The sequence below is a fragment of the Latilactobacillus fuchuensis genome, from assembly GCF_900258455.1.
GTDB classification, from domain to species: domain Bacteria; phylum Bacillota; class Bacilli; order Lactobacillales; family Lactobacillaceae; genus Latilactobacillus; species Latilactobacillus fuchuensis.
Window position 1 is genome coordinate 1,841,461 of the sequence record NZ_LT984417.1, and the last position, 13,453, is coordinate 1,854,913.

General features: G+C 45.6%; 10 protein-coding genes. All 10 read right to left on the reverse strand.

Annotated features, from left to right (window positions below):
- Window positions 1–3,142 (reverse strand): MucBP domain-containing protein (locus tag LFUMFP_RS08765; protein WP_199190583.1); only part of this gene is annotated, 3,142 nt, incomplete at its 3' end.
- 154 nt (window positions 3,143–3,296) lie between these two features.
- Entirely contained in the window at window positions 3,297–3,749 is a 453-nt protein-coding gene (locus LFUMFP_RS08770) for a transcriptional regulator, SarA/Rot family (protein ID WP_158697741.1), read from the reverse strand.
- Between the two features lie 163 nt (window positions 3,750–3,912).
- On the reverse strand, window positions 3,913–4,824 hold the full coding sequence (locus LFUMFP_RS08775) for a WxL domain-containing protein (RefSeq protein WP_056950659.1): 912 nt from the start codon (window positions 4,822–4,824) through the stop codon (window positions 3,913–3,915).
- 110 nt (window positions 4,825–4,934) lie between these two features.
- Window positions 4,935–5,087 (reverse strand): hypothetical protein, encoded by a 153-nt coding sequence (locus tag LFUMFP_RS09840; RefSeq protein WP_155833374.1) that lies wholly within the window; start codon window positions 5,085–5,087, stop codon window positions 4,935–4,937.
- Complete coding sequence (locus tag LFUMFP_RS08780) at window positions 5,081–6,103, reverse strand: WxL protein host-binding domain-containing protein (RefSeq protein WP_106483484.1); 1,023 nt, start codon at window positions 6,101–6,103, stop codon at window positions 5,081–5,083. The genes LFUMFP_RS09840 and LFUMFP_RS08780 overlap by 7 nt, the downstream gene beginning before the upstream one ends.
- Complete coding sequence (locus LFUMFP_RS08785; protein WP_106483485.1) at window positions 6,100–7,128, reverse strand: WxLIP family cell surface protein; 1,029 nt, start codon at window positions 7,126–7,128, stop codon at window positions 6,100–6,102. Before LFUMFP_RS08785 ends, LFUMFP_RS08780 begins: the two co-directional genes overlap by 4 nt.
- A 12-nt stretch (window positions 7,129–7,140) precedes the next feature.
- Window positions 7,141–10,371: a WxL domain-containing protein gene (locus LFUMFP_RS08790; protein WP_106483486.1), complete on the reverse strand. Its 3,231-nt coding sequence runs from the start codon at window positions 10,369–10,371 to the stop codon at window positions 7,141–7,143.
- Window positions 10,372–10,739: 368 nt separating this feature from the next.
- A complete protein-coding gene (locus tag LFUMFP_RS08795; RefSeq protein WP_035439074.1) occupies window positions 10,740–11,504 on the reverse strand; it encodes an energy-coupling factor transporter transmembrane component T family protein in 765 nt (254 codons plus the stop codon).
- Between the two features lie 19 nt (window positions 11,505–11,523).
- On the reverse strand, window positions 11,524–12,399 hold the full coding sequence (locus LFUMFP_RS08800) for an energy-coupling factor ABC transporter ATP-binding protein (RefSeq protein WP_025083345.1): 876 nt from the start codon (window positions 12,397–12,399) through the stop codon (window positions 11,524–11,526).
- Window positions 12,375–13,220: an energy-coupling factor ABC transporter ATP-binding protein gene (locus tag LFUMFP_RS08805; protein ID WP_025083344.1), complete on the reverse strand. Its 846-nt coding sequence runs from the start codon at window positions 13,218–13,220 to the stop codon at window positions 12,375–12,377. The genes LFUMFP_RS08800 and LFUMFP_RS08805 overlap by 25 nt, the downstream gene beginning before the upstream one ends.
- Between the last annotated feature and the right edge of the window lie 233 nt (window positions 13,221–13,453).

Here is a 13,453-nt window from a genome sequence, read left to right on the forward strand (position 1 = left end):
ACGTTTTAGAAGCGGCAATTTGCTTGCCTTCGGCGTCTTGGTAGTTGACCGTGACATTCCCGACTTTGGCAGGATTTTTCGTGTAGACGTAAGTCACTGTTTGGGTCTTGTCACTGAATTGACCAGTCGTATTCCCCTTAACTTGTTTAAACGTGTAGCCGTCGATTGACGCTTGAACCGCTTGATAAGCAGTTCCGACATTACCAGTTAACGTTTTAGAAGCGGCGATTTGCTTACCATCGGCGTCTTGGTAGTTGACCGTAACATTCCCGACTTTGGCAGGATTTTTCGTGTAGACGTAAGTCACTGTTTGGGCAGTTTCACCGAGTGTCCCAGTTTCTTGACCAGTCACCATTTTGAACGTATAACCTTTAATATCTTTCTGAGCGACTGTATAAGAATCACCGACATTACCAGTGATTGTTTCAGAATCAGCTAACTTGTTGCCATCAGCATCTTCATACTTAACGGTCACGGCCTTAGCAATTTTAGTGTATTGATAGGTAATGGTTTGTGCCTCATCCGTGAATTGGTCATTAGCGGTTGCATTGGTCTTTGTCATCACATAACCGTCAATTTTCACTTCTTTTGTATTGACCGGATCACCAACATTGCCCTTCAACGTCACTGAATCTGCCAATTTTTTACCGGTGGCATCCACGTACTTAACCGTCACGTCCTGACCAATCTTGGCGTATTGATACGTAATAGTTTGCGCATTATCCGAGAATTGATCATTGGTGGTCGCATTGGTTTTAATCATCACATAACCGTCGATTTTGACAGCTTCTGTATTGACCGGGTCGCCAACATTCCCACTCAGCGTCCTAGAATCAGCTAATTTATCGCCAGCGGCATCCACATAGTTAACCGTCACGTCTTGGCCAATTTTGGCGTAGACATACGTAACGGTTTGGCTATAATCCGTGAATATGGCCCCCTCTTTTGCATTGGTTCTCACAACTGTATAGCCTTCAACTGCTGCTTCTTTAGCATTAATCAAATCACCAAAATCACCTTTTAGTGTGACCGAATCAGCTAGTTTGTTACCAGCGGCATCGACATAATTAACCGTCACATCCAGACCAATTCTAGCGTATCGATATGAAATAGCTTGGTAGTCATTCGTGAATTTATGTCCCTTAGTTGCATCAGGATTCAAAATTCGATAGCCATCAATGTCTAATGGGTCAGCATCAATCTGATCATCGACATTGCCTTTTAGGACTGTCGAGTCAACAAGTTGATTACCCATTATATCGGTGTAATTAATCGTAACCGATTTGGCAATCTTCGCGTATTGATACGTAATCGTTTGCGCCTTATCCGTAAATTGGTCATTGCCCGTTGCATTGGTTTTCGTCACCACGTAACCATCAAGATCCGCTTCTTTGGCGTTGACTAAATCACCAATATTACCCTTCAACGTGACTGAATCAGCCATTTTTTTACCAGTGGCATCCACGTAATTGACCGTGACATCCTGACCAATTTTCGCGTATTGATAAGTAATCGTTTGCGCCTTATTGGTAAATTCATCATCGGCCTTCGCATTGGTCTTCGTCACCGCATAACCGTCAATCTTCGCGGCTGTTGCGTTGACCTTGTCGCCGATAATCCCCGTCAACGTTTTAGAATCAGCCAGTTGATTGCCATCAGCATCGACATAGTTAACCGTGACATCTTCACCTTTTTTGCCGTAGACGTACGTAATCGTTTGGGCCTTATCCGTAAATTTGTCATCAGCCTTTGCATTCGTCTTCGTCACCGCATAACCATCAATCTTCGCAGCTACTGCGTTAACCAAATCGCCAACCTTACCAGTTAACGTTTCAGAAGGGGCCAACTGTTTACCGTCGGCATCGACGTAATTGACCGTGACATTCTGACCTGCTTTTGCGTATTGATACGTAATCGTTTGGGCCGTATCTGTGAATTGCCCGGTGTGATTATCTTTATCTGAAGAAATATAACCGGGAATGTCCTTATACGACGCAGTATAGTTGTCCCCGACATCACCCTTTAGGACTTCTGTTGTATCAACGCCTTTAGCATCCTTGATACGTTTACCATCTTGATCGAGGTATTCAACCGTAACACTTTTTCCAAAACGTTTAACCGTCATTGTATAGGTCTGACCCTCTAACATGATATAGGGATTATCTGTAAATCCAGCCGTTGGATCACTGGGGTTTAAAGTGAGATTGGTATCAGCCAACGTTCCACGATCAATCGTTAACGTTTTTTCATCATAGGCCGCTACGTCTACCCCAAATATACCTAATGTATCACAGAATCCTACTCGTGAATATGTGTCGCCTATGTCGCCGGCACGCACCCGCGTACCGATTATTTGCTTAGTGTCTGCGTCTACGAGATTATAGGTATCTTTAATCGAGGCACTAATCGCTGCTAAATTTCTTTGAGGCCCCCAAACACCACGAACATATGTATCTGCAGTACCCGTAATGCCAACACTTGCTGCCGTTATTTGCGAATAGTTCCCACTAGCATCGTACGCCACATTCGTCCCATCACCCGCACCGGCAAACAAGATATTATCACCCATGTCATTAGGTCCGAAAGCGTTGAGTATTAGCCCAGGTGTATCAATAGCCGAGCGAATCGGGATGACCATTGGTATTTGTTCCTTATTTTCGTTTTGAACAACATAGCTACCTTCGCCCGGAACAACTTCATAGACTTCACGGCCATCTGCTGTATTAGCCAACTGTTTAACACTTAACGTCCCATCATCAGTGCCATTATTATGAATCTTAACCATTTTACGATACTGGTCTAAACTAGCCTGCATAGCGGTTAATCCACCTTCAATTGTATAGCCCTTCGGCATCACAATATAGGTGTTGGTTAGGTATTGTGTCTGTTCGCCACTATATACATATAGATTCAACTGGCCTACGCAACCTTGTGCCAACATATACCCAAATTTAGGATTCTCAGCAAATAGGTTTGACAGATGGTGCTCCTGGCTAGTCGGCTTTGTACTTGTAGCGGTTTCATTCGTACTCTGTGTGACATCTGGCTGTGTTTGATTAGTCGTTGCTGCCGAAGCAATTGTTGCTGGATTGATGGTTGCTAACGCCGCAAGAACCGATACCCCTTTAATAAATTTTTTCATAAATAGTTACCCCCGAAATACTTTTTTATTGATATAATTGCCTACCTTAACGTATCTAGTATACAGCGTTTATTATAAATACACAATAATATCATAAGCAATTAATTTAGGGGTGCAATTCATAGGGCGTCATTTACTTGTGGCAATTACTAACTTATTCTTTCGGTAAATGGTCAATAATCATCGCCATTTGTTTGGTGACTTCATCAAACAGCGGAACGTCAAATTTTTCAAACATCATATCTGATTCGGCGGTAAATAATTCTTGATATGCACGATTCAACTGACCAAGATGGTATTCGCCTTTAACGGTCAATTCAATCGTCACTTTGCGTTGATCGTCTTCATCATTGTTGCGTTGTTTGGTAATCTTACCGCTTTTCGCTAAACTATTGAGTTTACGCGACATCGCGGGTGATGAAACACCAAAAGCCGCCGCTAATTGTGTTGGTTCGTTGCAATGTTCTTCCGCCACCTTCTTCAATAATAAGTATTGGTTGAAATTCAGATCATACCGTTTCGCCACGATATTCATCTTATCCTCTAATTGAATCATGATATTAAACCATTCAAGGTAACGCCGGTAGCCTCTTGCTCTATCTCGCATCATTATTTCTCCATTTTCTTCTATTATAAATCGGTAATGATTGGTGCTATGTATCCCCCGACTAGCGGGAGACTAGATTGTAGGGGAGTGAAAATTAGTGAGCTTTAACGCGCTAACTTAGGCTAATACTCAGAAGCTGACCAGCTTGATGAGCACTCATTTATTAAACTGCTGTTGATGCTAGTGTCCATGTTAGGTTTGCTTGGTATGTGGCGTTGCTTACTGCTGCGCCGGTTGGCATTGTTAATTTGATGTTACTTGGTGTCCAACCGAAGACGTTTGCGCCTTGACCTTCGCCATCTTCTGCTGTCACAATGTTAACATCTTTATTTTGGTTATTCAAAGTTAAACCGACGTTATCTTTAAATGAACCGGCAATTGCGCCTTGGCCAATTTTCGTGGCTGTTTCTGTGCCCTTATTGCTTGTTGCCCAGTCTGCATCTTGACCTTCACCTGTTAAACCAAAAATATCAGCGGTTTGTGCGTATGCTGTGTGGTTGAATGATAAATGGGCATCATCAATTGTATCAGTTGTGCTGCGGTTACCATCGGTGCTAACTGCTGCTAAACCATTGTCCGCTTTAACGCTTAATGTCCATTTACCAGAAGCCGCTGTGTTGTTGGCATCAGCGTTAGTCCGAGCAACTTGTTTGTCGACAACTGTTGCCCAAGCAGTGCCTTTAACGGCTGCCAGTTCTGAATCTTTCGTATTGAGGGTTGCCGTTAAGTTGGTTGCACCACTTTGATCAGCGTAGCTTGCTTGACGATTATTGTCAGCTTTGCCGTCATTTTGACCATTCGCAGAGAATACTGGATAAGCTGTATCCAATAAATTATGATTCCCAAAATCAAGGACGTGAGGCACCATTTGTAAACGTAAGTAGCCGGTGTTGGCATTGTGGCTGTTGTCCCCAAACGAAATCCCCATTTTTGTGCGATCATTTTGTGGCAATGCAGTGCCATCATTATCATCAACGCCACCGTTTAAAGTTGCGGCGAAAGTGGCACTTGGTGCGGCCATCATTAATACTGCGGCGCTTGCTAATACGGTGCTTGTCATCTTTGCGAATTTCATTTGAAATTCCTCCCTAGTTTTGTTTGCACATTTTGTGCGATTTTTTGTTTCAACCGATTGTCACCAATCGAATGATAACCTGTGTTTGGGTGGTCCGGTGTGGCGCTGTCCTACATCGTAATCGTCGTGTAGGTGTTGTAATTGTGATAACTAATCACAGCCAACGTCAGACTGGTCAAGAATATGATTGATAGTGTCACCACCAGCGCAATCATGAACCATGTGGTCGTTTTAAAATTAATTCGGTGTTTAAGTTTCAACATGCTGTTTCCCGCTTTCGTTTATAATATCGATAACTCATGAAGCCACTTAAGCTACTGACGCTGATCCCTGCAAGGCCAATTAAAAGGCGATGGCGTTGATAATCCGCATTGCGTTGATTAATATAAGTCGCTTGGCGTTTGGTAATCCGAACCGTTTTAACGATTTTCCGAGTTAATTGCGGGCTTTTAACGCGCAATGTCATCCGGTAGATTCCTGGCACGAGTCGCTTGCCGCCCAACAACAGTTCGACATCGAATTGCGAATTCGGTGCGACTTTGCGTTGGGTTAGTCGACGCTGGTAATGGACCAGTTGCCAGCGCTTGTTTTGCAATTGAACGTCAATTGTCGCCGGTTTTAAATAGGCCGGATTCGGATTAACGATGGCCACCGCAATGGCGGCCCGCTGCGCTTTTAACTTCGTTTTAATTCGCGGTGAACGTGGCGCGCGGTATTGTTTGGTGGTCAATGGTTGGCCGTTTAGCACCAAACCCACTGCGTATACATAATGATTTTGAATCGTCTTTTTCGGATTCGGTTGAACGGCGCTCAAGTTGATAGCGACGGCCTTTTGACCATTGAATAATGATTGGACCGCCGCAATCTGGATGGTTAACCATTTGGTTTCGTTCGGTTGTAATTTGGTGGTCGCCGGCACACTGACGAGCTGGCTACCAGGTTGCTGTAACAATTGGCGATTAATCGGCTGATGGCCTAAATAATCGATCGTCGCATTGGTCAACGTCGTCGCATCTTGCACTTGACCCGTGATTGTCAACGGTTGCGCGGTCGGATTAAAAAGCTGCAAGCGAACCGTCCGTGCTTGGTTGGCCTTGAGCGGTAGGTTGTAATAACCAAGATGCGGACCTCCCAGATTATCCGCCGGTAATTCTGGTCGAATCTGAAAAGTCGCTTTATTGGTCGTTGGTAATCCCTGTTTAGCCGCTTGAACCGGCTGGCTAATGACCCCCACAGCCATTAACCAACCCAGACTCAGAAAGATGATTTGCTTAATCATCCGCGGCGCCTCAATTGTCGGTATAAACCGTAACTCGCGGCCATTAAGCCCGTCCCACTGATGGCACTGACAATTCCCCAGCGATTAAGTGGTCGTTTGCTAGCCTTTTGGTTAATTTTCCGGACCCCTTTTTGTGTGACCTTGAACGTTTCTTTAAAATGCCAGGTCATCGGTAATTGATTCCAGAAATTCTGGCCGGTGACTTCGACGTTGACATGGTAGGTGCCTGGTCGGAGCGTCCGGTATTGCCATGACAGTGGTAAAACGACTGTCGAATTGGGTGCGATACTTGATTTCTCTTTTTCAAAAACTTGTTTATTCTTGAAGAGCCCCTTTTTGGTGATGACCGCTTTAAACGCGACATCTTTAATAATCATCGGTTGCGTGTTGCGCAACTTAATCCCCAGTGCCGGATGGCCGTCCGCTAACATCGGCTTGGTCTCCGTGTATTTTAATTCCGGATAAATCCGGTACGGTTTGCCGCGTAGATTGATACTCATTAGATACGCGTAATGACTCGTTACCGATTGGGATTGATTCCCTTTATTCTTCAAAATTTGTTTGAACCGCCAACCGCCAGCAATCATCCCCCGAAATTCTTCCGCCGGCATCTTAACGGTTGCGCTGACAATCGTTGCCGATTGCGGTTCTAAATGAATTTTGCGATCAGTTGGGGCGAGTTTGGCAATCGTCGTTAATGGGTGTTTCAAACTGGCATCCAATCCGGTCGGGCTGGTTTGGAATTTCATATCGCCGCCTTCTTGGGTCATCCCATTTTCCAATGTCGATTCAAGCGTAATCGGATGATCGGTAAAATTCTGGACGCGCATCCGTAACGTTCGTGTGGTGCCCGGTTTAAACCGGACGTCGAAATAGTTCATACTTTTATCCACTTGTTCGGTATTTTGAATCGGTTGCACTTCGAAATCTGCGCGTTGGACTTGATTGGCGCTAACGGTGTTGCTATTGAACGCAAACCAACTGATACCAAGCGCCAGAGTCGCTTTAATGATTGTCTTTAACACGTTGCTTTCCTCCTATGGCGCGACCGTTAAAGACCACGTTAATTCTGTTTGATAGCGTGTTGCATGGCGCGTGGTCGTTGCCGGCACCTTTAACCCGACGCTATAATTCGCTGATTTTTGTGTGCCAAATTGATAACACCAGCTCCCTTGACCCGGATTCTGATACGGTTGTTGGGCGCTACTGTGATCATCGTTACTATCCGGTGTTTGGAACGGTCCTTTTTTGGTAAACGTCATTATCGATTGGGCGTCAGCCCCTGGCGTTAACCGAAAGGCATCCCGTGCGTCCAATTGACCCTCCGCAGAATTAGACACTTGCGCGATTGCCTGACCGTGATCGACCTGCAGTTGTGCGCCGGTTAATGCGCGGCCTTTAGCGTCTTTGAATTGTTCGGTTTGTTGAACGGTTAATTGCCAATTTTCAACGCCGTAAAAGTCAATCACGCTGACCTGTTGCGGTTGATGATCGGCAGTCTTTAAATAATAGATACTGTCCGTCGCTGCAGTTTGATAATCACCAAAATCCCAATCGTTAGGGGCGGCAATCGCAATCATCGCTTTGTGATAACCGTACGTCACCGTTTGGTCAGTCTTTTCAAAACGTAAATCGGCCTGATAGGGTGCGTCCCATTGTGCATTGACCAAATCAGTCTCGGTCGTCATCCCGGTAATTGTATAGCCTTCAATTAATTTGGGACTAATGCGTCCTGGTAGCTTGTCGGCTAACAGTTGACCGTTCGTACCAAGGGCGGTTTCCGTCTTTTCAATCAATGTCGGTTGGGTTAAGTCAGCATCCAAATCGACGTAGCGAATCGTTAGCCGATGCTGATCGGTCGCTTTCACCCGTATCGAATTCGCTTTAACCGGTTCAGTCGGTTGGTCATTATTGGCCACTTGGCCGGTCATTGCACCATCGTTATAGAGATATTGTTGGGTAGCTGGCGCGGTTTTAATGGCCTTGGTGTAGCGAATATTAATTTGGTCGCCCCCGGTTAAAGCTTGTTGCGTCGGTAAGGTGATTTTAATCGTTAACCCGTCAGTCGTTGGTTGGACAGCCGACGCAGTTTGCCACGCGCCACTTTGGTTCACTTGGTATTCCACAGCGCCGACGACTGGTCCAAATTGACCCGCGCGATCAGCGTATTGCGCACCGTTTTCGTGCGTTTCGAGTTGCACCGTTTGGAAGCCCGCCCCGGCGGTTTGTCCGGCCACTTTAACTTGAAACGTTAACCGTAATTGATCGCCAACTTGACCGCTAATTTGATGGGTACTCGCCGGTTCTTTGGTCGTCAAATTAGCGATAGTCTGCACTGGCGGCATTAACGTCAAATTTTTAGCAATCGTAACCGTGGTTGGATTGGCCGTCAATGGATTAACGAGTCCCCCGCCAGTAATTTTGGCGGTGGTCACGGCAGTTGCCGGTTCATCCTTGGCCACTTTAGTTTGATAATTAAGGATTACTTGGCCACCAACTGGGACGGTTCGATTCGTCGCAACTTGATTATTCTGGAAAGTGGCGGTTTGTTGACCTATCAATTGCTGGTTTGCATCGTAATAAGCCAGTTTTAAACTATTCGGGACGATGGCCAAATTATCTGGGATTGGATTATCAATCACCGCTCCAGCTGCCAGGCCCGCGGTTGCACTCGCGGCAACTTGTAGTGTCGTTTGATAGTTAATTTGATCGCCAACTTTGGCTTTGATCTGTTCAGCATAATCGCCAGCAGTCGTTTCATTTTTCAATTGACTGGTCAAAACCGCTTGGGGGGCGACTAGCGTTGTTAATTCGTGATTGACCGACGGATTGCCGTCCGCATCAACCGCCCAGACGTAGAGCCAATCCCCAATCGCTAATTGATTCCGTTTAGCATCGATGGTCGCTTCATAATGAACTGCTTGGCCAACTTGATTCGTAACCGAAGTCAACGGTAGCGCTGCTGATTGGCTCCCATCTTGGTGGAAAATCTGATAATTAAGTTGTTCTGGTTGCTGGTGATTATCTAAATCGGTCACGGTCCCACTCAATTGCAGGTCACGACCGTTATAATCAACCGTTGGACTTTGATCCAAAGTGATGGTTGGTGATTTATATTGGCCTTGACCGTTAATGCTGACTTCATAACTCAAATCGCGGGTTGCACCTTTCGCCATATTTTTGGAAAACCACATCATCGCAATCGTCGTATCGCCACCGCTAAAGGCCGTCTGTCCCGGTCTGCCACTGGTATGTGCTTGGCCGTAATCATTGACCGCATTTTGAAACGCACCGGGAACAAACAAACTGCCTTCGATAATCGACGTACTAAATTCCAACGCGCGCCATGCATCGGGGCCAGAACCATCGTGCATTTTGAACTGATACGATAACCTGGCCGCACCCCCCGGATAATTAGCGGGTGTCCCATCAAAATTAGGTTGATTGCCTTGAGCCGGGATGATTTGATCTTCATACACCCCACGTTGATGGCCTAGATATTTAATGGCTACTTTATCGCCAATCGCTGAAGGTCCGTACGTATCAGTGTTGAACGGCCGCATATCTGTATCGATTGCTCGGCCGAAGAAGATGCCGCGTAAATCGCGGCCACTTTGATTCGTGATGTGTTCTTTGACGATTATCGATTTCCACGCGGTCGGTATAAACTCGACCACATCACTAAACGTCGTTATTCGGTCATCAAGTTCGTATTGATAAGTCACTTCTTCTCGCAAAATGCCGTCTGGATTCAGAATCATTCGCGTCTGTGTTGCCACTCGGTTATTATCGCCGTCTGGCGCGTAACCGACTTGTCCGATCCCGGTATTCAATGAACCGATTAACAATCGTGAGCTACCAGTCCCGTCGGCCGGATCGCCTTTAGTGGCGTCGTTCCAACTATCGTTATGTACTGACACCCATCGTTCGTAAGTGCCGACATTATTCGGTGACCATAAGTTGAAGTTATTGCGCCCCGCTAGAAATGACCGGGTCACAGTTGAACTGCCGTACAATGGTAAGTCGGGTGCCAATTCTAAATGCTGATTATTCGCTAGATTAGGCCCCACCATGTACCACAACTGGCTTTTGCCAACGGGTAACGTGCCTCTTAGCAACTGATTATCCGTTGTGCTTCGTTCACGATTAAATGGCGCACTATCTTTAGCCGACACGTCGGTCGATTTGGCGCTAACAATTTGCTGATGACTGAAGCCGATTAGCAAAACGAGACCCAAAACTATGCTGTATAAGCTTTTTCGATTCATCTGATTAACTCCCCCGATCGATTCTTCGAACGTTGATTTTTAATTAACCTAGTTATTTAAGGTCCCTAATTTTTTCAACACAGCAAAGTCTATAAGATTGACGATACAAGTCAATCGAAGTGACAAACTTGTAAGTTCATCCCCAATAATCATGGTTTTTATAAGAATTTACTAACAAATAGATGAAGCTAGCGTTAAATTAAGGTGGTTAATTAGTGATTTTTGACTATTTTAAATACTTGTAAAGTCCGACTTCTTCGCAAGTTAATTAGTTACCCCTTCAACTAATTATCCAAAAACAACGCAAAAACACCCTATCCGTGAATATGGATAAGGTGTTTAACTTAATATGATTTAGTTGATATTTATTAGCGCAAAACAATCAAGATGACGGTTAAAATGGCCATCGCAACCATCGCTAAACTATCCATGGTTTGCCATTTCAAGATGCGATACTTACTGCGGCCTTCGCCACCTTGGTAACCGCGGGCTTCCATCGCCGTGGCGAGGTCATCAGCGCGGTTAAAACTGCTGACGAAGAGTGGAATCAGAATCGGTACGATGGCCTTCATCTGTTTGAATAAACCACCCTCACCGAAATCAACCCCGCGCGCACGTTGCGCGTTCATGATTTTAGTCGTTTCATCCATTAACGTCGGCACAAAACGTAACGCGATTGATAACATCAACGCCACTTCATAAACTGGAAAACGAATGGCTTTTAACGGTTTAAGCAGCGATTCAATCGCATCGGCTAAGGATAACGGCGGTGTCGTTAAGGTCAACAAGGTCGACATGAAGATAATCAAGACGAATCGCATGAAGATGTAGGCCCCATTCAGTAACCCGTAGCGCGTCAAGGTCAGAAAACCCCATTGCCAATAGATGTGACCGCCGCGGGTGAAGAAGATTTGGAGCAAGACCGTAAAGAGAATCAACCAGAGTAATGGCCGTACCCCTTTAATAAAGAAATCGAGTTTGATTTTCGATATCAGTACTAACGACATCGTGAAGACGAATAAGACGGCGTACGCCGGCCATGAACGGGCTAAGAAAATAATCCCGATGTAATAGAAACTGGCGACTAACTTGGCGCGCGGATCCATCCGATGTAAAATCGAATCGCCCGGCATAAAGCGGCCTAGAATTAATTTATTCACGGCGTTCACCCACTTTACTTGGCAGTTGGGCTTGAAGCATCGCCGCTAATTCGTGTTCCGTTAATGGCACTTGATCGAACACGAACCCTTTTTGGATTAAAGCTTGCGCGAATTGTGTCGTCGTCGGTAAGCCCAAATGTTTCGCCGTTAACCATGCTGGATCCGCAAAGATTTCACGTGGCGTCCCACTTTTGGCAAGTTGACCGTTCTCGAGCACAATCACGTGATTCGCGTAGTTGGCGACATCGTCCATCTGGTGGGTGACCATCACAATCGTCATACCCTGTTCTTCGTGAAGTCGGGTAAACAACGCCATCATCTCGCGCCGACCGACCGGATCAAGTCCCGCCGTTGGTTCGTCCAACACTAAAACTTCCGGTTGCATCGCTAGTACGCCGGCAATCGCAACCCGACGCATCTGTCCTCCGGATAAATCAAACGGCGATTTTTCTAAAACGTCAGCGGGTAACCCGACCAGTTCCACCATATGAATAGCACGTGCCATCGCTTCTGCTTCAGGTACGCCGAAGTTTTGTGGACCGAACGCGATATCCTTTTGAACCGTTGCTTCGAATAACTGACTTTCGGGAAACTGAAAGACCATCCCGACTTTTTGACGAATGGCTTTCAGATTTTTATTATTGGTTTCGGGCGTGATTTCGCGATCACCAATCTGAACCACACCCGCCGTTGGTTTAAGCAATGCGTTTAGATGTTGCAGCAACGTCGATTTGCCACTACCGGTGTGCCCGATAATCGCGGTGTACGATCCAGATTCAATCGTCAAACTAACGTGTTCTAGACCAAGTCCTTGAAAAGGCGTGCCTGGTTGGTAGGTGTAACTTACATCTTTGAATGTAATGTCCATAAGTAATCAACCATCCTTTCCGTTGTCAGGTATTCACTCGGCATAGGTACTGCCAGTGTCGTTAACGCCGCTTTGAGTTTTTCAGGATAGGGCACATCGAGCCCGAGCGCCATTAACCGCTGACCGTACGCAAAAATCTCGGCCGGTGTCCCTTGATCAACGACTTGCCCGTCATCCAAAATGATGATTCGGTCCGCACTCGCGGCTTCATCAATATCATGGGTAATCGACAACACCGTCATATTGGTTTCTTGTTTCAACTGATGAATCGTCTCTAAGACTTCGCGGCGACCCTCGGGATCAAGCATGCTCGTCGCTTCGTCGAGAATCAGAATTTCGGGTTGTTGGGCGATGATTCCCGCCAAGGCAACGCGTTGTTTCTGACCACCGGATAAACGACTTGGTTCGCGTTTCGTATAATCGGTCATGCCCACCCGTTCAATCGCATCGGTGACCCGCGTCTGCATAATTGCCCGTTCGATACCTTGGTTCTCAAGACCGAACGCGACATCATCTTCAACCGTCGCTCCGACAAATTGATTATCGGGATTTTGGAAGACCATGCCGATTTTTTTGCGAATCTCCCAAACGGTTTCCATCGCTAGCGGGAGGCCATCAATCACAATCGAACCGTTTTGCAAATCTAATAGACCATTGAGCGATTTCGCAAACGTACTTTTACCACTCCCGTTGTGGCCAATAATCGCAACCCATTCGCCGGCATTAATCTCGACTGACAAATCATTGAGTGCCAAATGTTGGTTGGACTGGGGATATTCATATTTTAAATGTTCAACTTGGATGATTTTTTTTGAATTCATCAACATTAACCCATTTTTCTTTTGAATTTAAATCGCAAAAATGCGAATTTGATAACTTCTATTTTAGCATACGATAGGTGACTTTTTGGCATTGACCGTTCTAAATTTAGGTTTGACCATTATTTTAAAGTAATTGGCAAATTACAAGTTTAATCCGAACAAGCCCGGAATCTTTCAATGGCAGTCTGTTGATGATGTATTTTTAATGGTCGTTGATTAATTAGTTCAAGTGC

Bases quoted from the DNA above. Each gene is read 5' to 3' on its own strand.
- LFUMFP_RS08780 (WP_106483484.1), bottom strand. From the start codon at position 6,103: ATGATTAAGCAAATCATCTTTCTGAGTCTGGGTTGGTTAATGGCTGTG.
- LFUMFP_RS08775 (WP_056950659.1), bottom strand. From the start codon at position 4,824: ATGAAATTCGCAAAGATGACAAGCACCGTATTAGCAAGCGCCGCAGTA.
- LFUMFP_RS08770 (WP_158697741.1), bottom strand. From the start codon at position 3,749: ATGCGAGATAGAGCAAGAGGCTACCGGCGTTACCTTGAATGGTTTAAT.
- LFUMFP_RS09840 (WP_155833374.1), bottom strand. From the start codon at position 5,087: ATGTTGAAACTTAAACACCGAATTAATTTTAAAACGACCACATGGTTC.
- LFUMFP_RS08800 (WP_025083345.1), bottom strand. From the start codon at position 12,399: ATGGACATTACATTCAAAGATGTAAGTTACACCTACCAACCAGGCACG.
- LFUMFP_RS08790 (WP_106483486.1), bottom strand. From the start codon at position 10,371: ATGAATCGAAAAAGCTTATACAGCATAGTTTTGGGTCTCGTTTTGCTA.
- LFUMFP_RS08805 (WP_025083344.1), bottom strand. From the start codon at position 13,220: ATGAATTCAAAAAAAATCATCCAAGTTGAACATTTAAAATATGAATAT.
- LFUMFP_RS08795 (WP_035439074.1), bottom strand. From the start codon at position 11,504: ATGCCGGGCGATTCGATTTTACATCGGATGGATCCGCGCGCCAAGTTA.